Here is a 21,100-nt window from a genome sequence, read left to right as displayed (position 1 = left end):
ATGAAATCACTCGCCGAAGAAGCCAGCTGGCCCAAAGACATCGTAGACCGGGACTACAATGCCCGCGCGACCGTCTCGATCGAGCGATTTGAGGCGGAGATGCGGAAATACCGCGACCGCTCGGAGGATATGCGCAGCCTGGGATCGCGGTTTAACGTCATCTATGATGCCGAAAGCGGCCAGACGATCGATCTTTACGGTGCCGGAACAGGCGGCGAGCGGCGGCCGGTTTTCATCTTCATTCACGGCGGTTACTGGCGGGCATTGTCGAAGAATGATTCCGCCTTCATGGCGGGGATGCTCGCGCGCCACGGCATTGCGACTGCGGTGGTCGACTATCGTCTGGCGCCAAGCGTTTCACTGGACGAAATCGTGCGCGAGGTGCGGGCCGCTGTCGCATTCATTTGGAAGAATGGCGCCGAACTCGGTATCGACAACGATCGCATCTATGTCGGCGGAAGCTCCGCCGGCGGTCATCTGACCGGCGCGGTTCTGGCAGGCGGCTGGCGCGAAGATTTCGGGCTTCCGCCGGATCTCATCAAGGGCGCGATGCCGATCAGCGGGCTCTTCCATCTCGCGCCGATCGCCGCTTCCTTTGCCCAGGAATGGCTCCAGCTCGATGAAAACGCAGTCTGGCGGCTAAGCCCAATGAATCATCTGCCAGAGGTTGGATGCCCCATCGTGGTTGCCTATGCCGATGGCGAGGCCGCCGGCTTTCGGCGTCAATCGGTCGAATATGACCGGCTTTGGCGCAAGGCAGGGTTTCCATCCCGCCTGATCGAGGTCGCCGGCCGAAACCACTTCGACGTGTTGCTCGACCTTGGCGTGGACGATTCCGAGCTCTCGCGATTGCTGGTCCAGCTGATCAACGGATAGCTTATTTCCGCGAGAGGTGCTTGGTTGCTCTTCGAATGGAGCCCGTAAAAATCGACATTATCAATCGGTTTCGCGTGGCGTGAGACGCTGGACGTAGCGTGCCACGATTGCCGAGAAAGACGTGACGGCTGGCGATGCCGACCGTCCTGCCGCCCGTATCAGCGATATCTCTCGGGATATGTTGGGCTCGCCGAGCGGCTTGCCGATCACCTTGCGGTTCCTTGCCGCGGCCAGCGCGTAGGTCGGCAGGACGGCAACACCGAGACCGGCCTCGACAAGTGCAATGGCGGTCGCGACCTGGGTCACTTCGTAAGCCGGACGAAACGGGATCTCCGCCATTTCGAAACCGACCTCGACCAGAAGCCGGATGCCGCTGTCACGCGTCAGCGTCACAAGCGGACGATCCTCCAGATCGCGCCAGCCTACCTTTTCGGTGGCAATCAGCGGGCTCTGGTCATGACAGAACACCATCAGGCTATCGCGAACCAGCGACATGCGCTCGATGCCGTCTTCTGCGGGCGAAAACGTGCCGAGCCCGCAATCCGCCTTGCCGCTGCGCACGCTTTCGACAATCTGCTCCGTGCCGACGTCCAGAAGCTGGACGGATATTCCGCCGAAGCGCTTCTGGAATTCGGCGATCGCCCGCGGCAGGACCACGGCGGCCAGAAGCGGGGGAGCTGCGACGCGCAACCGTCCGCGCCGTCGTTCTGCGAGCTCATGCACGCCCTTTATGGCGCGCTCCAGTTCGTCCAGGGCCTTCGCTGCCGAGTTCTGGAATTCCTTGCCCGCCTCCGTCAGCTCCACCCGCCTTGTCGTTCGATCGAACAGGCGCAGAGACAGTTCCCCCTCCAGATCCCGAATCGCTTGTGAAAGCGCAGGTTGCGCCATGTTCAGGCGTTCGGAGGCACGCGAGAAATTGCCAAGTTCGGCGGCGGCGAGAAAGCACTCGATTTGCCTGATCGTGATTTTCACGGCATTCCCATTTTATAATTAAATCCTATTAATTCATACATCAAATAACGATTGCCGTATAGATGAAGATTGTGCTCTCTGCTGCATAGAGAGGTGCGTCAATTGTTGCGCGACGCGGAGGAAATTTTGGGCACAGGCGAGGAGGGCGACGAAAAGTCGAGCCGCTTTGACGGGCTACGCCTGTCATCGAAAGAGGCCGGTCTGCCGTATCCTCGATACTGCTTAAGAACATCGTCCGGCATGGAAAGCGCCTTCAAGAGTCTCGTTTGCAGAATGGCTGACCTGCCCGCTCTCGCAAGGGCGCATGCAGCCTGCTCCAAGGATATGGGTGTCGTATGAAATACGTGAAAAAGGACGCCAAGGCGCATGCCAGGGCAACAATGAAGGGGATATGGGCAGCGGCGCTGATGCCCTTCTCCGGCGACCTGTCCATCGATGCCGATGGCTTCCGCAGCAATATCGATCACTGGATCGACGATCTGAAGATCGACGGCTTCTTCATCGCGGGGAAGCAAGGCGAATTCTTCTCGATGTCGATAGAGGAGCGCAAGCGCAGCTTTGAGCTTGCGGTCGATGCCTGTGCCGGTCGGGCGCAGACGATCATGTCCTGTTCGGATCAAAACATGGATGTGGTCATCGATCTAGCCAGGCACGCGCAGAAATGCGGAGCGGACTATATCGTCGTCCACGCGCCCATCCTGCATTTCTTCAAGGAGCAGGACGAGACGCTCCTGAACTACTACCGAACCATTGCCGACAAGGTCGATATCGGCATAGCGCTCTGGAGCCATCCCGACAGCGGCTATCTGATGAGTCCGGAGCTTTGCAACAGGCTTGCCGATATCGAAAACGTCGTCGCGATCAAATATTCGGTGCCGCGTCCCATGTACAAGGAGCTGACAAGGCTTGCGGGCGACAGAATTCTGGTCAGCACGGCCTCCGAAGAGGAATGGCTTGACAATATCCTCGAGCTGAACTGGCAGCTCTATCTCTGCTCTTCGCCACCCTACCTGATACAGACCACGGCCGATCGTCGCATGCGGGAATACACTGATCTCGCCTTTGCGGGAAAAGCAGAGGAAGCCCGCCGCATTCGCGACAGTCTTGACCCGGTACGCGAGGCTCTCAAGTCTACGCGGCCTGCGGAGAAGCCACATTCCCATCAGAAATACTGGCAGGAGCTGCTCGGGCAGGTTGGCGGGCGCGTCCGTCCGCCGCTTCTCGAACTGACCGAACGGGAGAAATCCGCGACACGCAGCGCCTTCGAGAGCTGTGGTTTGAAGATCTGACACCAGACTAGCGTCCGCACAAAACTTCAGGAGGAACTACAATGACCAGACGCCTCTCCGCCTTCAGCTTTTCAAAATGGATCGACGAGCACGCGCATTTGCTCAAGCCGCCCGTCGGCAATCAGCAGATCTGGGAGGATGCGGATCTGATGGTGACTGTGGTTGGCGGCCCGAACAAGCGCACCGACTATCATGACGATCCGGTTGAAGAGTTTTTCTACCAGCTCAAGGGCGACATGATGCTCAAGGTCGTCGACAACGGCAATTTCTACGATGTGCCGATCCGTGAAGGCGAGATCTTTCTCCTGCCGCCACATGTGCGTCATTCTCCGCAGCGGCCGCAGGAAGGCTCGATCGGCCTCGTCGTCGAGCCCAAGCGCAACCAAGACCAGCATGACGCTTTCGAATGGTACTGCTTCGAATGCCACGAACTCGTCAAGCGTGTCGAAGTTTCGCTGAAGAGCATCGTTCGCGATCTGCCGCCGATCTACCAGGCTTTCTATGCGGATGAGAAAGCGCGCACATGCCCGAAATGCGGTTCGATCCATCCCGGCAAAAGTCCGCCGGAAGGTTGGGTAAAGCTTTAAGCAGAATCAATAAGGTCTGGCCCGTGGAGGAATAGCGGGCCCTTTAGCTGGGAGATTGGGTATGCGACTGAAGTCTTTGCGCTTCATTTGGGCGGCGCCGCTGTTGTTTGCGTCGATGGCATCGGCGCAGGAGCCGGTCAAGATTGGCATGATCACCACGCTTTCCGGGCCGGCGGGTTACCTCGGCCAGGATGTTCGCGATGGTTTCAAGCTTGCCATGGACGAGGAAGGCGGCAAGCTCGGAGGCGTACCCGTGCAGCTTGTCGTCGAAGATGACGGCCTGAAGCCTGGCCAGGGAAAGCAGATCGCCGAGCGCTTTCTGAACGAGGAAGGCATCAAGCTCTTTACCGGCATCGTCTTTTCCAACGTCGCCGGTGCGACGGTTCCCGACATTCTCGATGCAAACGCCTTCTACGTGAGCCCGAACGCCGCGCCATCCAACATGGCCGGCAAGGATTGTGACAAGAACTACTTCGTCGTGTCCTGGCAGAATGACAGCCTGCATGAAAGCGCAGGTCAATATGCCACCAATCTTGGCTACAAGACCGCTTTCGTGCTGGCGCCCAACTATCAGGCCGGCAAGGATGCCATCGCCGGCTTCAAGCGCTATTTCAAGGGCAAGATTGTCGGCGAGATCTATACAAAGCTCGATCAGACCGATTTCGCTGCAGAGATGGCGCAGGTACGCGCCGCAAAGCCAGAGGTGGTCTTCCAGTTCCATCCCGGTGGTCTGGGCATCACTTTCCTGCGTCAATATCAGCAGGCGGGTCTCATGAAGGAGATTCCGATGGTGGTGGCAGAACCGTCCATGGATGGCGTGATGCTGGCCGCCGTCGGTGACATTGCGCTCGGTCTGAAAGTCAGCAGTCACTGGAATGCTGACTTCGACAACGCCGCCAACAAGAAGTTCATGGCGGAGTGGAACAAGACCTACCATCGTCCGGTCACCACGTATGCGAGCCAAGGTTACGACACCGCGCTTGCTTATGCGTCGGCCCTCAAGGCCACGGGAGGTGACCTCAAGAATGCGGACGCCTTCCGCGAAGCGCTGCGCAAAGCCGACTTCCAGTCCGTGCGCGGCAAGTTCGCCTTCGGCCCAAACCAGCATCCGGTACAGAACTGGTACGCGCTGTCGGTGGAAAAAGGTACGGATGGCAAGCCGGAGCTGAAGACGGTCGGCGAGGTTTTCAAGGACCATGGCGACGCCTACGCAGCTGAATGCAAGATGTAGGGCCTTACGCGCACCGAGCGCATCAGATCTCCGCCGGTGCGCCCCGCAACTCTTCGAATGGCATCCGATGACGCTCTTTCTCGAACAATTGTTGAACGGCCTGCAGTTTGGCGTCATGCTCTTTCTGATGGCCGCCGGCCTGACGCTGATCTTCGGCATCATGGGCGTCATCAATCTGGCGCATGGTTCGCTCTATATGATCGGCGCTTACGCCGGAACATGGGTGGCAACGGAAACCGGCTCCTTCTGGTTGGGGGTGCCGGCCGCGCTTGCGGCCGCAGCTCTGTCTGGAATAGCCATCGAGGTCCTGGTCATCCGACGGCTCTATCGCCGCAATCACCTTGACCAGGTGCTCGCGACCTTTGCCCTGATCCTGATCATCAACCAGACCGTTACGATCCTCTTCGGGAGACAACCCCTCTTCGTGTCCATGCCGTCTCTGCTGGATGGCTCCGTCGAACTACTGCCCGGGCTGGTTTACCCGACCTATCGCCTTGCTATCATTCTCGTCGGTCTGCTGGTGGCAGCCGGCCTCTATCTGCTGATCAACAAGACGCGCATCGGTATGCTTGTGCGCGCGGGTTCGACAAATCGGGATATGGTGCGGGCACTCGGCGTCGACGTGCGGCTCCTCTATACGCTTGTCTTCGGGCTCGGCGCATTGCTTGCCGGTCTGGCCGGCTATATGGCAGGCCCTGTGCTCGCCGTACAGGTCGGCATGGGCGAACAGATATTGATCACAACCTTCGTCGTCGTCGTCATCGGTGGGGTCGGCTCCATCCGCGGCGCTTTCTTCGCCAGCCTGGTGCTCGGCGTTGCCGACACCGGTCTGCGTGCCTATCTGCCCGGATTGCTCAGGCAGATGATGGTTGGTCCGGAGGCCGACGCACTCGGCGCCGGTATTTCTTCGATGGGCATCTACTTGCTGATGGCGATCGTCCTGCTCATCCGGCCCAAGGGCCTATTCTCTCCGAATTCGTGAGGCGGCATTTCTCGATAATGGATACCTCAATCAAAAAAGCTGTCGCGCTCCTCATTCTGGCGATTGCCCTTGTGGCGCTGCCGCTAGTGACGGAAGCAGCTGGCTATAACGCTTTGACCACGCTGGCGACGCGGGTCCTGATTTACGGGATTGCCGCCGCGAGCCTCAATTTCGCGCTCGGATACGGCGGTCTGATCAGCTTCGGCCATGCCGCCTTCTTCGGCATCGGCGGCTACACCGTCGGTATCCTCTATCAGCATTATTCACTTGATGAGCCGCTCTTTGGTTTCATAGCAGGCACCAATCAACTGTTGATCACGGTTCCGGTGGCGATCATCGTCAGTGGCCTCTTTGCCGCACTGATCGGAGCCTTGTCGTTGCGCACGGGCGGCGTCCAATTCATCATGATCACGCTTGCCTTCGCGCAGATGCTATTCTTCCTGTTCGTGTCGCTGAAGACCTATGGCGGCGATGACGGACTGATCATTCGCCGAAGCAACGAGTTTCTCGGCCTCAACATGCGTGACCGCACCAATATGTATTATGTCTGCCTCGGCTTTACGGTGGTCTTTTTCGCGCTTCTCTGGCGGATCGTGAATTCGCGTTTCGGAAAAGTCGTCGTCGGTTTGCGTCAAAGCGAGCGTCGCATGGCGGCGATCGGTCTGTCGGCCTATCGCTATAAGCTGGTCGCGTTCATTCTGTCGGGAATGGGCTGTGGCCTGGCGGGAGCGCTGATGGCCAATTTCCTGCGCTTCGCCAGCCCCGACATGCTACATTGGACCCGTTCCGGCGAGCTGATGATCATGGTCGTTCTCGGCGGCGTGGGTACCCTGTTCGGTCCATTCATCGGTGCGGCCGTCTACACGGTTCTCGAAACGACATTCGCGTCATGGACCGAGAACTGGCAGCTCGGCCTGGGCTTCATCCTGCTTCTGGTCGTGCTCCATACCAATGGCGGCGTGCAGGCACTGATCGGCCGCGTCAGCGGGAGGCGCCAATGACCGCTCCCATTCTGAACGTCACGGGCCTTGTGAAACGCTTCGGCGGATTGCTTGCAACCGACCACGTCGACATCACGGTCAAACCCGGTGAGATCCATGCGCTGATCGGCCCCAATGGCGCTGGCAAGACGACGCTGATTTCGCAATTGATGGGCGAAATCAAACCCAACGAGGGCAGGATCGAGATCAACGGCCAGGCCGTCGATGGCTTACCGACCGCAAGGCGTGTGAAACTCGGGCTGGCGCGAACCTTCCAGATCAGCTGCCTGCTACCCGATTTCACGGTACGGGAAAACGTTGCGCTTGCCGTGCAGGTCCGCCGGGGCAGCAGCTTTCGTTTTCTCGCCGATGCGAGCCGGGACGAGGCGCTCTTCGAAGAGGCGATGACATTCCTCCGCAAGGTCGATCTGGAGCGCTGCGCTGGCGAATTGGTCGCCAATCTCTCGCACGGCGATCAGAAGCAGCTCGAGCTTGCCGTGGCACTCGCGACGAAGCCGCAATTGCTGCTGCTGGACGAGCCGATGGCGGGGCTTGGGCTGACTGAGAGCCAGCAGATGATAGAGGTGTTGCGCCAGCTCAAGAGCGAGGTATCCATGCTTCTTGTCGAACACGACATGGAAGCCGTCTTCGCACTTGCCGATCGCATTTCGGTCCTCGTCTATGGACGCGTGATTGCCAGCGGAACCGTTGACGAGATCAAGGACAATCCGGAGGTTCAGACGGCCTATCTGGGTGAAGGAGACGAGGTTTGCTGAGCGTTGCCAAACTGCAATCCGCCTATGGGCGCAGTCAGGTTCTGTTCGACGTCGCGCTCGAAATCGGCGAAGGCGAAGTGGTGACGCTGCTCGGTCGTAACGGCATGGGCAAGACGACGACCGTCAAATCAATCATGGGCCTGCTCAAACCGCTCTCCGGCGATGTTCGCTTCGGTGGCCACGAGGTCTGTGGCGCAACACCGGAGGCGATCGCTCGCCTCGGCGTCGGGCTCGTTCCGGAGGGGCGGCAAACGTTCCACACGCTCACCGTGCGCGAAAATCTCGTCGCGACCGCTGCCAATCGTCTCGGCCGCTCCAATCCCTGGAACCTTGAAAAGGTCTATTCGCTGTTTCCACGATTGGCGGAAAGAGCCAATCAGACGGCCGGCACCTTGTCGGGTGGCGAGCAGCAGATGCTTGTCGTCGGCCGCGCCCTGATGACCAATCCGAAACTGCTCATCCTGGACGAAGCGACCGAGGGCCTTGCCCCGGTCATTCGTGCCGAGATCTGGGCCTGCATCGCGCGGCTCAAGGCTGAAGGTCAGTCTATTCTGCTGATCGACAAGAACCTTCATGTGCTGAAGCGGCTCGCCGACCGGCATTATGTGCTGGAAAAGGGCCGCACCGTCTGGTCGGGCAACAGCCAGGATCTGATCGACAATGCCGAACTGGTGCATCGCTATGTCGGCATCTAAACGTTCCGCACGCAGGCTGCGGCTCGGTATCATCGGATGGGGCGCGATCGCCTCACGGGTCGCTCAGCTCCTTGCCGAGCGGCAGAGGGATGACATCGAGATTGCCGTCGTGGCCGTGCGAGATACAGCGCGTGATCGCGGCTTGCCCTCGAACGCACGGGTGATCTCGCATCCGGACGAGCTTTCGGACCTGGATCTCGACATGATCATAGAGGCGGCCGGGCGACCGGCGGTCGAGGTTTGGGGAATGGCTGCGCTCCGCCATGCGCGACGTTTCGCGGTGTCCTCGACCAGCGCCTTTACCGACGAGGCCCTGCTCGATCGTCTGCTTGCGACGGCGCGCGAAACGGGAAGCCGTATCGTCGTCCCCTCGGGCGCTCTCGGAGATCTCGGCATGCTGGCTGCCGCGTCCATATTGCCGCTCGACGAGGTAACCCATTCCATCGTCAAGCCTCCCCGTGCCTGGCGGAGTACCAAAGCCGAAGAGTTTGTCGATCTCGACGCACTTGCAGCCCGTACAGAATTCTTTGCGGGCACGGCGCGGGAAGCGGCGGCCGCATTTCCGCAAAACGCCAATGTCGCCGTCATTACTGCCCTCTCGGGGATCGGCCTTGACCGAACGAGGGTCGTGCTGGTGGCGGATCCTTCCATTCTGCGCAATGTCCATGAGATCAGAGCTTCGGGGGCGTTCGGCAAGCTTGAGCTCAAGCTTGAGAACGAGCCGCTGGCGGCAAATCCGAAATCGTCGGAAATGACCGCGCTCAGCCTTGTGCGGCTGATCGAGAACAGCGTTGCCGCTCTCGTCGTCTAGGCTCTCGAATGGCTTGAGTATCGCTGCGACCTGCTAAGGGTCTTCAGCCATGTCGTCCGTCGCGCGCGGGCATTCCCGCAGCCAGACACCCTCCGAGAATGTCTGGCTGCTCGATTAGGCATGTTGCGGGTAAAGGCCGTAGAGCACCCTCCTGTATCCGTTCCGCTTTCTGCTTACCTACTTTGCCGCTTCGAGCTTTTCGGGTATGGACGTGAGTGCTTTCCCTTTCAACTTTTTGAACAGAAAGAAGTAGAGCTTGATGTATTGGCCAACGAGGATCGCGTTCAGGATCGTGCCTTCGCGGATGAACTTGATCTCGCCCAGGAATGCGAGGCCGATCAATGCGGCGGTCACAAGCAAAGTGCAGTCGAAGCCGGTTTTGATGTTGCCCCATTTCCAGCCGGTTCGCTTGAAGATCGTGTTGACGAACATGTCGATCGGCATCAGCACGAGATTGGCGCGGATCATGAGAAATAGACCGAAGGCAAGCAAAGCGTCACCTAAGGCCAGCAATGCAATCCTGAGGTAATAGGTATCGAGTTGCAGGAATTCCGTCAGTTTCAGATTCAGATCCAGGCAGCTTGCCAACACGAAAGCCGGGATCAGCGCGGCGAAACTCTTCAGCGTGAAATCCTTCGGGAGCACCAGATAGGTGAGGAACAACATAATCAGTTCCAAAAGGAAGTTGTATGTCCCTTGGCTGAGCGCAGGATAGACCAGCGTCATCGTGCGCGTCAGACTGCTTTGCGGCGATATGCCAACACCGGCACGGATCGCCAGGCTGACGCCGACGGTCAGGATATAAATGCCGATCACATACATGATCCAGCGTCGCGTCAGGCTACCGGTTTCGACGAGTTGGGCTTCTGTCGCCTCATGTGCCATTATGTTCCTCCCTTATTTCTTCTCAGCCGTTTCGCAAATAGCCTCTCTCGTGTCCGCCCGAGGCTATATCTGCGCAATTGAATTCATTTCGTACCGGCGTTGCGAAGCTTTCGCCTTCGCATTTGCCATACGACCGCTTCGGCAACGGACACTATGTGCCTGTTGCCGAAGGTCTCCCCTGCCGCGTCAAACCATGAAGCGGAAGCGATGAAGCGAGATGAACAGGCTCAGCAGCTTGTTCACGACCGGCTCGCCTTCGTTGCGGTTGCCCATCTCCTCCAGGGCAGCATCGATGGCACCGGCGGCAGCCGTCAGTTCCGATACGGTCATGTTGGCCATGACACCATAGATCTCGAGGGGCATCACCGCCTTCTCCACCCGGTTCTCGCTCACGATACAGGCGCCGGCATGAGCGTCGACCTTTCTTGCGCAATGACACATTTCTGCGCTGTCCTGTCCGACGACGACGAAATAGGGCTTCGGCGCCGGCCAAAAGGTGGCGACCGCGCCGCGATCGACATGGACACCCTTGAACAAGCCGTTGACCACATGACGCTTGCCAGTGGTATAGCGTTGTATGACCGACAGGCGGCTGAGCTTGATGCCGCCCACTTCCGGCACGACCTTGCCGTCCTTGAACGGCACCCAGACTTCCTCGAAGAATTTGGCATGGCCGCGCCCGTAGACGTCGAACAGATAGACTTTGGCCTGCGTACCGTCTTCGGAAATCTCCAGCGGCACGATGTCAAGTTGTTCCGGCGTCAGGTTGTCGAGCCCGGGAACGCCCGTCTTGCACATATCGGAATAGTCGATCTCGACGTTCTTTAAAAGCTTGCGATCCTTTGCAACCAGCTCGCCGTCCTTGAAGACGTAGAGCGGATTGATTTTCGAGAGGCTGTCCGTCAGCACGATATCCGCGAAGCGCCCCGGCGTCAGCGAACCGATCCTGTCCTCCATATGGAAAGAGCGCGCGGTGTTGTAGGTCGCCATCTTGATGGCATGGATCGGATTGATACCCATTTCCGCACAGAGCGAGATGATCCAGTCCATGTGTCCCATGGTCAGAAGACGCTCGATCGAAATGTTGTCCGTGCAGAGCATGAAATTGTCGGTCGGCCATTTGCGATCGACAATGGCACGCAGCAGAACCTTGATCACTTCGCTGCTGCCGACGCCGAACTTGATGTGCGTGGCAAAACCGTAGCGGATGCTCTTTTCAATATCCTTCTCGTTCCAGACATCATGGTTGTTGGAGCAACCGATGGCCGGCAGATAGTTGAGGATCATGTCCGAAAGTGCAGTGACGCCCCAGTGACCGTTCATGAAGCCGCCCTTGGCCCGCACCCAGGCGGCCTTGCGGAAATCATCATCATTGCCGGAGCTGTAGGTGAAATGCTCGAACTCGCCGAGGCCGATGACGGGTTCCATTTTCAACACGGCTTCGGTCACCGACGCTGCTGTCTTCTTCCCGGGCGCAAAGGCATAGAGCCGATAGGGCAGCTTGTCATAATCCTTGAACAGGCTTTCGGCGGCCTGCACGCCTTCCTCGCCCGCCGCGCTCAGCAGATCAAGGCATTCGGAATAGATCGTCGTCGTCCCACAGGGCACCATCGCCTCGGCAAGCGCAGTTGGATGGGCGAGCTGCGATTCAAAATGGATATGAGCGTCGATCAGGCCTGGAATGGCATAGAGACCCTGGCCGTCGAATACCTCTTTCGTCTTCACAAGGCTTTCGTCTGGATTGAGCGCGACGATCCGCTTGTCATGGACGAGGATCGAGCCCTGATAGACAGTCTCCCCGTGCACGTCGAGAATGTTGAGATTCTTCAACAGGAGATCGGCCTCGCGCTCTCCGCTCAGAATGGCAAAGATCGTCCGTACCTTGTCATAGTGAACGGCTTCAATCGGATTTATCGAATTCACAATTTTCCTCCATGTCGGTCCCGTGGCTTCGCCGAAGCGAAATGCCTGTGATTGTTTGGGAATAAATCCCGGAGGGGGCGACGATCGGCCGCCAACCTCGTTGACGACATAGGACGCGATTGCGCCGTTTCCGAAAAGCAGTATTTTCTGCGCATATCGTACGCTTTTCGAGAACGGTTCATGGGAGGAAACGGATGCTTCATTCGCGGGTGTTGCGTTACATTGATGAGGTTGCGCGGTCCGGTTCGATCCGAGCGGCCGGCGAACGGCTGAATGTCGCGCCTTCGGCCATCAACAAGCATGTTCTTCTGTTGGAGGAAGCGATCGGCGAACCGCTGTTCGAGCGACTGCCGCGTGGGCTGCGGCTAACGCCCGCGGGTGAGATACTCGTCGCTCATGTCCGGCGCACGATGAAGGAGTACAGCCAGGTCGAGGCGGAAATTCGGGGCATCAAGACGCTCGAAAGCGGCGAGGTGATCATCGCCACGATGAATGGCCTGGCCGGCGGCATCGTCCCGAAGGCCGCCGCCCGGTTCGGCGCACGCCATCCCCGGCTCAAAGTTTCAATTCGCGTGATGTTCGTGCGCGATATCGTCCAGGCGGTGATAGACGGCGAAGCCGATCTCGGCCTTGCCTTCAATCTGCCGTCGACGCAGCAGCTTGAAACTCTTTGGAAGATGGATACGCGGCTTGGCGCCGTCGTTTCGCCGGAGCATCCGCTCGCCGGCATGGAAACGGTGCCGCTTGCCCACTGCGCGCCCTACCCGCTGATCTTTGCCGACAAGTCGATGCTGATCCACGGCATCGTCGCGGACGCCTTTGTCGAGGCTGGGCTCACCGTCGAGGCGGCGTTCCTCTCGAACTCCATCGAGGCCATGAAGTGCTTGGCCGGCGCCGGGGACGGCATTGCCTTTCTCAGCAAATTCGACATTGCCGAGGAATATCGCAACGGCGTGCTCACCTATGTACAGATTCGCGACCGGACCTTTGGAAAGAACGTCCTCTCTCTGGTGCAGAGAGAAAAACGCAATCGCGGACTTGCCGCCACGATGTTTGCCGAGGAGATCAAGCGCGGTTTGCGCGGCATCACCGACTGAGCTTCAATTCTGCTACCCTCGTGCGCCGCGATCATGGCCTGTCAGCGGCGCCTGGATCATCGGCGGCATTGCCTTGTGACAGGTGTGCTGGGTCAGACGCTCCACCACGGTCAGCACGATAAGCACGCATGTCGCTTGACGGCGCCAGCCTGCCTGAAAGGCACCCGTCATATCGTGCAGCACGGCGACGATCCTCGGCGGGAGGCTCCGTCGCAGATTAGAAGTCGAGACGCGAAAATGCCGGCGTAGTTTTTACGCGGCCAAGATTTCAAATCGATCGACACGTGACGTACCGAATTGCCGGCGTGCCTCGCATGTCGTTTCCGCATGATGTGAACCGGTGATGGCATATTGTTTCATCACCGACCACACGGGTGCGGCTCGAGTGCCAGCAAGCCGTCGGGCGCGTCGTCAGGTTGCGCGCCTTGTGGTGAACGCGATCTCCTGTCCGAAAGACAGCTCGAGAGTGTTTCCATCGGGATCGGCAATGTAAGTCCAAAGGCCGACGGGAGCTCCGTCGTCCCGGGGCTTGGACCTCAATATGCCAAGGCGATCGGCCTCGGCCGCTCGCTCAAACACCTCTTCCCGCACGCCGCAGGCAATACCGATGTGTCCGAAGGGTCCCAAAGGCGTGTCTTCAAGGCTTGTCGATGCAACGAGGACGAGCGCGAAGGGGCGCAGTCCGTCCGCCAGCCACGCCACCTCTTCAATGGCGCCTGCTGCTGCTCTGCGGTGGATAAGCTTGAGATGAGCAAACTCCTCGTAGAAGGCGATGCTCCTTTCGAGATCGCGCACGAGAAGCGCGACATGCGAAAATCCAAGATCTTTTTCGGTTGATTGGCTCATGGTCCGTTCTCCTTTCTTTTCATCCTGGATCATCGAAATTACGAATGGAAATCGAAAGATCTTATATATATCATGCACAGCATGAATAATATTGCGTCCTCCGATCTGAACCTATTGCTGGTTCTTGAGGCCCTGCTCGAAGAGCGTCACGTCTCGCGAGCCGCGTCACGTCTCAATCGTTCACAACCGGCCGTCAGCCATGCCTTAGCCAGGCTGAGAGACATCTTTGATGATCCATTGCTGGTGAGAAGCGATGGGGGCCTGCAGCTCACCGCGCGGGCGCTTCAACTTTCAGAGCCGCTCGCAGAGGCCCTGGCGCTCGTGCGTTCGATGGTAGACCACAAGGGGCTCGACATGAGAACGAGCACCAGTCATTTTCGGCTGTCGCTGTCCGACTATGGAGCAGCCATCCTTTTGCCAGCTCTCGTCTCGCGGCTGCGACAGTCCGCACCACTCGCCGATCTTTCAGTCGTGTCTTACGGCAGAGATCGAGCGCTGGCCGCGTTGATGGAAGGAGAAATTGACCTGGCCGTCGGCGTCTATCCTGCACTTGAACAATGGAGGTCCAGCCACCTCAAAAGCACGGTTCTTTTCGAGGAGACATTCGCGTGTCTGATCGATGGATCGTGCGGATATACTCCGCTGGATCTTCCGGAATATCTCGCACGGCCTCATATGCGGGTTACGGTTGGCCTGCAGGATGACAGCGAGATCGACATGGGCCTTGCTCGATTGGGCCACAAGCGTCGCATCGCCGTTCAGATCCCGCATTGGTCCAGCGCACCCGAGCTGGTGAGAGGCACGGACCTCGTGCTGACCGCGGCCCGGCGCAGCATCGAGCGTCTGGCGAATGGCAGCCTTCAATGTTGCGAGGTACCGTTCCAGCTGCCGAGCTTTCCCTTCGTACAGACCTGGCATCGCCGGCGCGAAAAGGATGTGTCACATCGCTGGCTTCGTGACGAGATCGAGGCGATCGTGCGCGCAAGATCGCAGTTGTAGACGCATTCTCAGACCTCGACTTCTTCCCGCCGAACCGAGCCAATGTTGCTGGCAACAGCTCTGAACCATATTGCGCTCCTCCGGGGGAAGCGTCGAAACGAAGGCAGATCTACCTTAATCGTCGCAGAAAGGAGTTCTTCCTATGATAAGGTTAGGACTGCCATTGCTTAGTTGTGCCGCCGGACTTGCCGGCGAACGCAATCCTCACAACCAAAAGGGGAAGCAAGCACACGACTGTGTTTGCTCCAGACCGATAGGCACCCTATATGCCCGCAGCCGCACTGGCGATGGCGGCATCTTGCTCGGGAGCGCCGCCGGACACTCCAAGAGCACCGACCAACTCGCCACTGGGGTCGAACAACGGCACACCTCCGCCAACGAGAAGCAGGCCGCCCTGGTGGATGTGATCGAAGTGCAACAAAGGCTTGCCTAGCTCCAACGGTGCACCGAGTGCATCCGTTGGCGCCTGAAACATCACCGACGTACGCGCCTTGGCGATTGCGAGCTCGTTGGAGGCCAGCCATGCGCCATCCATGCGCGAGAATGTCACCAGGTTCGCGCCCTTGTCGAGGACGGCAAAGACCGCGTTCATGCCGGCATTCTTTGCCGCGGCGCGGCCCTTGGCCACAAGGGCCTGCGCATATTCAAGCGTGATATCAGGCATCTTGTGTCCACTCCGTCTCTTGCCATTGCTTTGCCGTATCGATCGTGGCGAGCGGGCGCATCGTTCGATAGGAATGTTCGTCGGCGGGAATGATTTCGACCATGGCGTCGATCATCTCCTGCGGGTCGAATTGATCGGCTAGAGCAGCCGTGAAGTCCGGCATCGGCACGACCGCGCGATCGGCATCATACCATTGCGTGTGGCTCTCGGCGCCGGTGTCGTTGAAGCCGGTACCGAACACGCCGGGATTCACCGTTGCGACCTTGACGCCATAGGGTGCCAATTCGGCCCTCATGGAGCCGGCTATGGCCTCGATCGCATGCTTGGTGGCACAATAGACACCAACGAATGGGATAACGAGAATTCCCCCCATCGACGAGGTCCAGACCACCTTCCCGGCCTTGCGCGCCACCATCTTCGGCACGATACCTTGTACCAGCTTGATGTGACCGAAAAGGTTGATCTCGAAGGATTCACGGATCCGTTCCATAGGAATATCGATGACCGATCCGCTTTCCATCACACCGGCATTGAGCACCAGAATGTCGGGGTCGTAGCCCGCGGCATGTGCAATATCGATGTCATCGAGGAGGTTGAGCTTTATGACGTCAAGCTCGACGCCGGCATCGGCTGCCTCCGAGCGCAGGCTTCGAACCTGGGGCCAGGTTTCCGCAGCCGCGATCACCTTGTGTCCACGACGGGCAAGCTCGATCGCTGCGCCCCGACCGAAACCCGAGCTGGCGCCGGTCATCAGGATTGTTTTTGGCATGGTAGCATCTTTCTGTTTGGCTAGGTTGAATTCAAGGCTAGCCAGTGTTGACTGCTGCAACAATCCCAGCAATCTTTGATGCCAAGATGAGAGATGTTCATCAATCGATAGACGGCGATCTGTTCGCCCTGAATGTGTTCCTGGCGATCGCCAACCATCGCAGCTTTCGAGCGGCAGCGCTTGAGCTTGGCGTAACGCCTTCGGCCATCAGCCATTCCGTGAAGAGCTTCGAGCATCGGCTCGGGGTTCGCCTGTTCAACCGAACGACCCGCAGTGTCTCGCTCACGGAGGCAGGGGAACGGCTGGCAGCCAAACTTCGTCCGGCGATGTCGTCAATCACCGAGGCATTGAGGGAAACGAATGACCTTCGCGGCGTTCCCGCCGGGACGGTAAGGATCAATGCCAGCGACGTGGCGATCCGCATGCTTCTGTTGCCGATATTGGCGCGCTTCCGGCGCAACTATCCGCAGGTGCATCTCGATATCGTCACGGATGGCAGGCTTGGCGACATCGTCGCTGAAGGGTTCGATGCGGGAATTCGGCTTGCCGAGGCCGTGCCACAGGACATGATAGCGGTTCGCCTTACGGAAACGACCAGATTTGCGGCCGTTGCGTCGCCTGCCTATCTCGCTACGCGCGACAGGCCTGCTGTGCCGCAAGATCTTTATCAACATGATTGCATTCGCTTCCGCTTCGAAAGCGGTGCGATCTATCGCTGGGAGTTCGAACGCAATGGCGTTGCCGAAATCATCAACGTCAACGGCCCACTGACCTTGACGGATCAGACCTTGATGGTGGAGGCCGCGATTGCGGGGCTCGGAATTGCGTTTGTGCCGGACTTCCTGGTGATCGATGCTATTCAAATGGGGCGACTTGAGCGATTGCTCGACAGCTGGTGCCCGCCCTTTCCCGGCGTATGTCTCTACTATCCGGGTCGGCGCCATGTTTCATCTGGCCTGAGAGCCTTGATCGAGACGATCAAGGGCGAGCGTTGATATACCGCCGAGCACACCGATTTCGCAAAGCGGCAGCGTCAGTCGCGATCAAGCGGTTTCGAGAGCGGCAAATGATAGATCGGTTACGAGCGGAGAGCGAATGTGCGGTTGTCCGGGCCGGCAAACGAACCGATCATGACTATGGGCTTGACGATGCCCCCGCCAGCTTTGCTCCTGGCACCCCGGCCGCGATTGGACAACGCCATCGGGACTGCCTCAGCTCTAAGCCTGCTTTGGATCGTGCCCGTTGTCTGGAGTCGACATATTTTGCCTTGCCTCATCCAATTTGTTGTATGCGGCCTGAATAATATCGATATCGGAAACATGTCCGATTGCAGCCAGCTTATACATCACATTCCCGACAGCGATATCTATGCGAGTTGGCTGATCTGAATACACTTTCTCGGCGATCGGTTGAATCGATTCCCATTCGCCACCCATGGCATAATATAACTCCAACGACCGACGTATGAATTCCTCCCTTCGGTCTTTGGCGTTCAGCAAGGATTCCCTCCCTGCTTTCAAATCCATCAACTTGACTGCATTGTTCTGATATTCGCTCATCTCGCCCTACAAGGAATCATCTTTCCTTTCATTCAATATTCAAATCGTAAACATACTCTATAGGTTGAACGAACCGGCATCTTTGAGCAGTTGAGCTTGCCGGGTGACCACGGCATACGAGCGGGTTCCGGCCATCGCTCAGGCGTGAACGACGGCCGGGGTTACGTCAATCCTCTCGCGAATATGCCATCCTCATGGTGTGGGCAGCGGCAGGGTCTCGTCGGCGGGATCTTCACGCAAGATACGCAGCTCGTACCAAAGCGCATTCAAGATGCCCATCGATGCCGCCAGTCCCAATCCAAGAACCCATGCGAAATACCACATAATATTTCTCCTTTTTCGTTCAGTAAGCTGAGTGTCCGGCCTTCTCGATGCTCTTCTCGCTCACCTTCCCCCACAGAACGCGGTAGACCCACGCCGTGTAGAGAAGGATGATCGGCATGAAGATAGCGGTTGCGAGGAGCATGTTGCGCAGCGTCGCACGGCTGGACGATGCATCGAATATGGTCAACGAGTGGCTGGGATTGGTGCTTGACGGTAGTATGACCGGGAACATTGCAAGGCCGACCGTCGCTATGATCATGGCGACCGACAGTTTCGATGCGATGAAGGTCAAACCCTCACGGCGTGTGTGGAAACCCAATGCCACGAAGAAGGGGCCGACGATGCCGATGGCAGGCACCAGCCACAAAACGGGGTGAGCAGCGAAATTGGCAAGCCAGGCGCCCCCGTCATGGGCAACGGTCTTCAGAAGCGGATTTGACGGCCCATCCCATTTGATGGCCGATGTGACGCGGTAGCCGCCGAGCTGCCCGAGCCAGACCAACACACCACCTCCGGCAAAGAGCAGGCCAGCGGCAAACGCGGCCTTCGATCCGATCGCCTTCGCCCGCTCCGCAACCATGCCCTCGGCCTTGAAAGCAAGCCACGCTGCCCCGTGCATGACGAGCATCGACAGGGAAACCAAGCCGCAATAGAGCGCGAGCGGATTGAGGAGGCCGAAAAGTGTCCCTTCGTAGATCGGGCGCAGATCAGAGGTGAAATGGAAGGGCACGCCCTGGAGCGCGTTGCCAACGGCAACGCCAAAGATCAGCGAGGGAACCGCGCCTCCCACGAAGAGCGCCCAGTCCCATCGGGCGCGCCAGGCTTTCTCCGGTCTCTTTGAGCGATATTTGAAGGCGACCGGGCGCAGGATGAGCGCGAGCAGCACGAGGAACATCGCAAGGTAAAAGCCCGAAAAGCTCAGCGCGTAGAGCGCGGGCCACGCCGCGAAAATGGCGCCGCCGCCGAGAATGAACCAAACCTGGTTACCCTCCCAGACGGGCCCGACGGTGTTGATGGCCACCCGCCGCTCGATATCCGTCTTGGCGACGAACGGCAGGAGCGTTCCCACGCCCATGTCGAAGCCGTCCATCACGGCAAATCCAATGAGCAGCACACCAAGCAGGATCCACCAGGTGACGCGCAGCGTTTCATAGCTGAGGAGAAATTCGATCATTGATTTGATCCTTTCGGGAAGGGGTTATTCGCCTGGCTGCATTGCCGGCTTCGCTTCTCTGAAGCCGGTCGAGGGTTTGCCAGTGATCATGTCAGCGATTTCGGGGCCCTTGCGGATCGCGGCCAGCATCAATCGCACTTCGATGACGGCAAGCACACCGTAGACGAGGCTGAAGCCCGCAATACTGAGGATGAGATTGTAGACCCCAAGCTCCGACGTCGCGAGGAAGGTTGGGAGCACACCATCGATGATCCAGGGCTGTCGGCCGAACTCGGCGACGAACCATCCAAGCTCGATCGCGATCCACGGCAGCGGCATGGCAAGGACCGCCATGCTGAACAGCCAGCGTGGCGCGCCCTTTTCTCGCATCGTGTACCAGAGCGAGGTGCAGAAGAGGACGAGCAGGGCAAAACCGCACGCGACCATGATCCGGAACGACAGGAAGAGCCACGGAACCTGCGGCACCGAAGACCAAGCGGCGTCCTTGATCTGCTGTTCACTGGCTGTACGCGGATCCTCGACATATTGCTTCAGAAGCAGTGCATAGCCGAGATCCTGGGACTTTGCGTCGAACGTGGCGCGCGCAGCTGTGTCACCCAAATTCACCTTGAGCTTTTCAAGCGCATCATAAGCGCCCAAACCGTTGCGAATGCGATCTTCCGCCTTCGCCACCAACTGATCGATACCTGGAATTTCCTTGTCTATCGACCGGGTGCCGATCAGGCCCATGACCCAGGGGATATGGACGGCATAGTGGGTCTTGCGATCTTCAAGGCTCGGGATCCCGAAGGCCGTAAAGGATGCGGGAGCAGGCTCGGTCTCCCACATGGCTTCGATGGCCGCAAGCTTCATCTTCTGGTTATCAGTCAATGCGTAACCGCTCTCGTCGCCCAGCACGATCACCGAGAGGGAGGACGCAACGCCAAATGCCGCGGCAACGACGAATGAACGTTTCGCAAGCGCGACATGGCGGTTGCGAAGCATGTACCATGCGGAAATGCCGAGGACGAAAACCGCGCCGCAGACATAGCCGGCCGACACGGTATGCACGAACTTTGCCTGCGCGACAGGATTGAACAAGACCGCCATGAAATCCGTGACTTCCATGCGCATCGTGTCGGGATTGAAGGCCGAACCCACGGGATTTTGCATCCATCCATTGGCAATCAGGATCCAGAGCGCGGAGAAATTCGTTCCCAGCGCCATCAACCAGGTGACGATCATATGCGCGCGTGGCGAAAGGCGATCCCAGCCGAAGAAGAACAGACCCACGAAGGTTGCCTCCAGAAAGAAAGCCATCAAGCCTTCGATCGCAAGCGGAGCGCCAAAGACATCGCCGACATAGTGGGAGTAGTAGGCCCAGTTCATACCGAACTGGAACTCCATGGTTATGCCGGTCGCAACGCCGAGCGCGAAGTTGATGCCGAAGAGCACGCCCCAGAATTTGGTCATGTCGCGCCAGATGGTACGCCGCGTCATGACAAAGACCGTCTCCATCATCGCGATCATGATGGATAGGCCAAGTGTCAGGGGTACGAAGAGGAAATGGTAGAGTGCCGTCAGGGCGAACTGAAGCCGTGACAGGTCGACAAGGAGTGGGTCGAACATCGGAGGATCCTTTCTTGGTCGACATCTGTTAGCGCGACCGATCCTCTCGCGAG

The 21,100-nt window shown here is 58.5% G+C and carries 23 protein-coding genes; 12 read left to right on the top strand and 11 right to left on the bottom strand.

The genetic code is table 11. From position 1 onward, the window contains the following. Positions 1–876: an alpha/beta hydrolase gene (locus ACIQJ2_RS24990; protein WP_400671528.1), complete on the top strand. Its 876-nt coding sequence runs from the start codon at positions 1–3 to the stop codon at positions 874–876. 60 nt (positions 877–936) lie between these two features. Here the strand turns inward: ACIQJ2_RS24990 and ACIQJ2_RS24985 are convergent, their stop codons facing one another. After that, the gene (locus ACIQJ2_RS24985) at positions 937–1,848 is read right to left on the bottom strand and encodes a LysR family transcriptional regulator (RefSeq protein ID WP_400671531.1); all 912 of its coding nucleotides are present in this window, start codon (positions 1,846–1,848) and stop codon (positions 937–939) included. A gap of 335 nt (positions 1,849–2,183) precedes the next feature. Here ACIQJ2_RS24985 and ACIQJ2_RS24980 point away from each other — a divergent pair, with 335 nt between their 5' ends. The 8 genes from ACIQJ2_RS24980 to ACIQJ2_RS24945 all read left to right on the top strand — a co-directional run bounded on the left by ACIQJ2_RS24980 (position 2,184) and on the right by ACIQJ2_RS24945 (position 9,199). Then, the gene (locus ACIQJ2_RS24980; RefSeq protein ID WP_400671534.1) at positions 2,184–3,137 is read left to right on the top strand and encodes a dihydrodipicolinate synthase family protein; all 954 of its coding nucleotides are present in this window, start codon (positions 2,184–2,186) and stop codon (positions 3,135–3,137) included. Between the two features lie 41 nt (positions 3,138–3,178). Then, positions 3,179–3,724 (top strand): 3-hydroxyanthranilate 3,4-dioxygenase, encoded by a 546-nt coding sequence (locus ACIQJ2_RS24975; RefSeq protein WP_199147080.1) that lies wholly within the window; start codon positions 3,179–3,181, stop codon positions 3,722–3,724. Positions 3,725–3,785: 61 nt separating this feature from the next. Beyond that, positions 3,786–4,955: an ABC transporter substrate-binding protein gene (locus ACIQJ2_RS24970; RefSeq protein WP_400671537.1), complete on the top strand. Its 1,170-nt coding sequence runs from the start codon at positions 3,786–3,788 to the stop codon at positions 4,953–4,955. A gap of 67 nt (positions 4,956–5,022) precedes the next feature. After that, the gene (locus ACIQJ2_RS24965; protein WP_199147077.1) at positions 5,023–5,937 is read left to right on the top strand and encodes a branched-chain amino acid ABC transporter permease; all 915 of its coding nucleotides are present in this window, start codon (positions 5,023–5,025) and stop codon (positions 5,935–5,937) included. Between the two features lie 17 nt (positions 5,938–5,954). Next, positions 5,955–6,938, top strand: a complete 984-nt coding sequence (locus tag ACIQJ2_RS24960; protein ID WP_400671540.1) for a branched-chain amino acid ABC transporter permease — start codon at positions 5,955–5,957, stop codon at positions 6,936–6,938. Next, positions 6,935–7,693 (top strand): ABC transporter ATP-binding protein, encoded by a 759-nt coding sequence (locus ACIQJ2_RS24955; RefSeq protein WP_400671543.1) that lies wholly within the window; start codon positions 6,935–6,937, stop codon positions 7,691–7,693. The genes ACIQJ2_RS24960 and ACIQJ2_RS24955 overlap by 4 nt, the downstream gene beginning before the upstream one ends. Further along, positions 7,687–8,388 carry an ABC transporter ATP-binding protein gene (locus ACIQJ2_RS24950; RefSeq protein WP_400671546.1) on the top strand — a complete coding sequence of 234 codons (702 nt, stop codon included), beginning with the start codon at positions 7,687–7,689 and terminating at the stop codon, positions 8,386–8,388. The genes ACIQJ2_RS24955 and ACIQJ2_RS24950 overlap by 7 nt, the downstream gene beginning before the upstream one ends. Further along, positions 8,375–9,199: an aspartate dehydrogenase gene (locus ACIQJ2_RS24945; protein WP_400671549.1), complete on the top strand. Its 825-nt coding sequence runs from the start codon at positions 8,375–8,377 to the stop codon at positions 9,197–9,199. The genes ACIQJ2_RS24950 and ACIQJ2_RS24945 overlap by 14 nt, the downstream gene beginning before the upstream one ends. A 177-nt stretch (positions 9,200–9,376) precedes the next feature. Here the strand turns inward: ACIQJ2_RS24945 and ACIQJ2_RS24940 are convergent, their stop codons facing one another. Together ACIQJ2_RS24940 and ACIQJ2_RS24935 are read right to left on the bottom strand one after the other, a co-directional pair. Beyond that, positions 9,377–10,084 carry a YitT family protein gene (locus ACIQJ2_RS24940; protein ID WP_400671552.1) on the bottom strand — a complete coding sequence of 236 codons (708 nt, stop codon included), beginning with the start codon at positions 10,082–10,084 and terminating at the stop codon, positions 9,377–9,379. Between the two features lie 186 nt (positions 10,085–10,270). Next, positions 10,271–12,007, bottom strand: coding sequence for an amidohydrolase family protein (locus ACIQJ2_RS24935; RefSeq protein ID WP_400671555.1), 1,737 nt, complete (start codon positions 12,005–12,007; stop codon positions 10,271–10,273). Between the two features lie 194 nt (positions 12,008–12,201). Here ACIQJ2_RS24935 and ACIQJ2_RS24930 point away from each other — a divergent pair, with 194 nt between their 5' ends. Then, positions 12,202–13,104: a LysR family transcriptional regulator gene (locus ACIQJ2_RS24930; RefSeq protein ID WP_199147068.1), complete on the top strand. Its 903-nt coding sequence runs from the start codon at positions 12,202–12,204 to the stop codon at positions 13,102–13,104. Between the two features lie 12 nt (positions 13,105–13,116). Here the strand turns inward: ACIQJ2_RS24930 and ACIQJ2_RS24925 are convergent, their stop codons facing one another. Together ACIQJ2_RS24925 and ACIQJ2_RS24920 are read right to left on the bottom strand one after the other, a co-directional pair. Further along, positions 13,117–13,287 (bottom strand): hypothetical protein, encoded by a 171-nt coding sequence (locus tag ACIQJ2_RS24925; protein WP_400671558.1) that lies wholly within the window; start codon positions 13,285–13,287, stop codon positions 13,117–13,119. A gap of 228 nt (positions 13,288–13,515) precedes the next feature. After that, entirely contained in the window at positions 13,516–13,950 is a 435-nt protein-coding gene (locus ACIQJ2_RS24920; RefSeq protein WP_400671561.1) for a VOC family protein, read from the bottom strand. Between the two features lie 81 nt (positions 13,951–14,031). Here ACIQJ2_RS24920 and ACIQJ2_RS24915 point away from each other — a divergent pair, with 81 nt between their 5' ends. After that, positions 14,032–14,949: a LysR family transcriptional regulator gene (locus ACIQJ2_RS24915; RefSeq protein WP_400671564.1), complete on the top strand. Its 918-nt coding sequence runs from the start codon at positions 14,032–14,034 to the stop codon at positions 14,947–14,949. A 262-nt stretch (positions 14,950–15,211) separates the two neighbouring features. Here ACIQJ2_RS24915 and ACIQJ2_RS24910 read toward each other — a convergent pair whose 3' ends face one another. Further along, positions 15,212–15,613 carry a heme-binding protein gene (locus ACIQJ2_RS24910; protein WP_199147062.1) on the bottom strand — a complete coding sequence of 134 codons (402 nt, stop codon included), beginning with the start codon at positions 15,611–15,613 and terminating at the stop codon, positions 15,212–15,214. Beyond that, entirely contained in the window at positions 15,606–16,382 is a 777-nt protein-coding gene (locus ACIQJ2_RS24905; RefSeq protein ID WP_199147059.1) for an SDR family oxidoreductase, read from the bottom strand. Before ACIQJ2_RS24905 ends, ACIQJ2_RS24910 begins: the two co-directional genes overlap by 8 nt. Positions 16,383–16,468: 86 nt before the next feature. Here ACIQJ2_RS24905 and ACIQJ2_RS24900 point away from each other — a divergent pair, with 86 nt between their 5' ends. Next, entirely contained in the window at positions 16,469–17,377 is a 909-nt protein-coding gene (locus ACIQJ2_RS24900) for a LysR family transcriptional regulator (RefSeq protein WP_400671568.1), read from the top strand. 222 nt (positions 17,378–17,599) lie between these two features. Here ACIQJ2_RS24900 and ACIQJ2_RS24895 read toward each other — a convergent pair whose 3' ends face one another. The 4 genes from ACIQJ2_RS24895 to ACIQJ2_RS24880 all read right to left on the bottom strand — a co-directional run bounded on the left by ACIQJ2_RS24895 (position 17,600) and on the right by ACIQJ2_RS24880 (position 21,047). Further along, on the bottom strand, positions 17,600–17,941 hold the full coding sequence (locus ACIQJ2_RS24895; RefSeq protein ID WP_400671571.1) for a hypothetical protein: 342 nt from the start codon (positions 17,939–17,941) through the stop codon (positions 17,600–17,602). A 192-nt stretch (positions 17,942–18,133) separates the two neighbouring features. Further along, positions 18,134–18,265 (bottom strand): cytochrome bd-I oxidase subunit CydX, encoded by a 132-nt coding sequence (cydX, locus tag ACIQJ2_RS24890; RefSeq protein WP_199147056.1) that lies wholly within the window; start codon positions 18,263–18,265, stop codon positions 18,134–18,136. Between the two features lie 19 nt (positions 18,266–18,284). After that, on the bottom strand, positions 18,285–19,439 hold the full coding sequence (cydB, locus tag ACIQJ2_RS24885; protein ID WP_400671573.1) for a cytochrome d ubiquinol oxidase subunit II: 1,155 nt from the start codon (positions 19,437–19,439) through the stop codon (positions 18,285–18,287). Positions 19,440–19,463: 24 nt separating this feature from the next. Beyond that, entirely contained in the window at positions 19,464–21,047 is a 1,584-nt protein-coding gene (locus ACIQJ2_RS24880; RefSeq protein WP_400671576.1) for a cytochrome ubiquinol oxidase subunit I, read from the bottom strand. Positions 21,048–21,100 lie beyond the last annotated feature (53 nt).

Origin of the sequence: Rhizobium sp. NPDC092011 (genome assembly GCF_044756305.1) — a bacterium.
GTDB lineage: Bacteria > Pseudomonadota > Alphaproteobacteria > Rhizobiales > Rhizobiaceae > Rhizobium.
This window is presented reverse-complemented; position numbering and strand designations above follow the sequence as displayed.

What these genes read in the sequence shown, in the direction of transcription:
- cydX (WP_199147056.1), bottom strand. Translation starts at nt 18,265, where the DNA reads ATGTGGTATTTCGCATGGGTTCTTGGATTGGGACTGGCGGCATCGATG.
- ACIQJ2_RS24945 (WP_400671549.1), top strand. Translation starts at nt 8,375, where the DNA reads ATGTCGGCATCTAAACGTTCCGCACGCAGGCTGCGGCTCGGTATCATC.
- ACIQJ2_RS24910 (WP_199147062.1), bottom strand. Translation starts at nt 15,613, where the DNA reads ATGCCTGATATCACGCTTGAATATGCGCAGGCCCTTGTGGCCAAGGGC.
- cydB (WP_400671573.1), bottom strand. Translation starts at nt 19,439, where the DNA reads ATGATCGAATTTCTCCTCAGCTATGAAACGCTGCGCGTCACCTGGTGG.
- ACIQJ2_RS24965 (WP_199147077.1), top strand. Translation starts at nt 5,023, where the DNA reads ATGACGCTCTTTCTCGAACAATTGTTGAACGGCCTGCAGTTTGGCGTC.
- ACIQJ2_RS24960 (WP_400671540.1), top strand. Translation starts at nt 5,955, where the DNA reads ATGGATACCTCAATCAAAAAAGCTGTCGCGCTCCTCATTCTGGCGATT.
- ACIQJ2_RS24990 (WP_400671528.1), top strand. Translation starts at nt 1, where the DNA reads ATGAAATCACTCGCCGAAGAAGCCAGCTGGCCCAAAGACATCGTAGAC.
- ACIQJ2_RS24975 (WP_199147080.1), top strand. Translation starts at nt 3,179, where the DNA reads ATGACCAGACGCCTCTCCGCCTTCAGCTTTTCAAAATGGATCGACGAG.
- ACIQJ2_RS24895 (WP_400671571.1), bottom strand. Translation starts at nt 17,941, where the DNA reads ATGAGCGAATATCAGAACAATGCAGTCAAGTTGATGGATTTGAAAGCA.
- ACIQJ2_RS24905 (WP_199147059.1), bottom strand. Translation starts at nt 16,382, where the DNA reads ATGCCAAAAACAATCCTGATGACCGGCGCCAGCTCGGGTTTCGGTCGG.
- ACIQJ2_RS24970 (WP_400671537.1), top strand. Translation starts at nt 3,786, where the DNA reads ATGCGACTGAAGTCTTTGCGCTTCATTTGGGCGGCGCCGCTGTTGTTT.
- ACIQJ2_RS24920 (WP_400671561.1), bottom strand. Translation starts at nt 13,950, where the DNA reads ATGAGCCAATCAACCGAAAAAGATCTTGGATTTTCGCATGTCGCGCTT.
- ACIQJ2_RS24980 (WP_400671534.1), top strand. Translation starts at nt 2,184, where the DNA reads ATGAAATACGTGAAAAAGGACGCCAAGGCGCATGCCAGGGCAACAATG.
- ACIQJ2_RS24955 (WP_400671543.1), top strand. Translation starts at nt 6,935, where the DNA reads ATGACCGCTCCCATTCTGAACGTCACGGGCCTTGTGAAACGCTTCGGC.
- ACIQJ2_RS24880 (WP_400671576.1), bottom strand. Translation starts at nt 21,047, where the DNA reads ATGTTCGACCCACTCCTTGTCGACCTGTCACGGCTTCAGTTCGCCCTG.
- ACIQJ2_RS24930 (WP_199147068.1), top strand. Translation starts at nt 12,202, where the DNA reads ATGCTTCATTCGCGGGTGTTGCGTTACATTGATGAGGTTGCGCGGTCC.
- ACIQJ2_RS24900 (WP_400671568.1), top strand. Translation starts at nt 16,469, where the DNA reads ATGAGAGATGTTCATCAATCGATAGACGGCGATCTGTTCGCCCTGAAT.
- ACIQJ2_RS24940 (WP_400671552.1), bottom strand. Translation starts at nt 10,084, where the DNA reads ATGGCACATGAGGCGACAGAAGCCCAACTCGTCGAAACCGGTAGCCTG.
- ACIQJ2_RS24915 (WP_400671564.1), top strand. Translation starts at nt 14,032, where the DNA reads ATGAATAATATTGCGTCCTCCGATCTGAACCTATTGCTGGTTCTTGAG.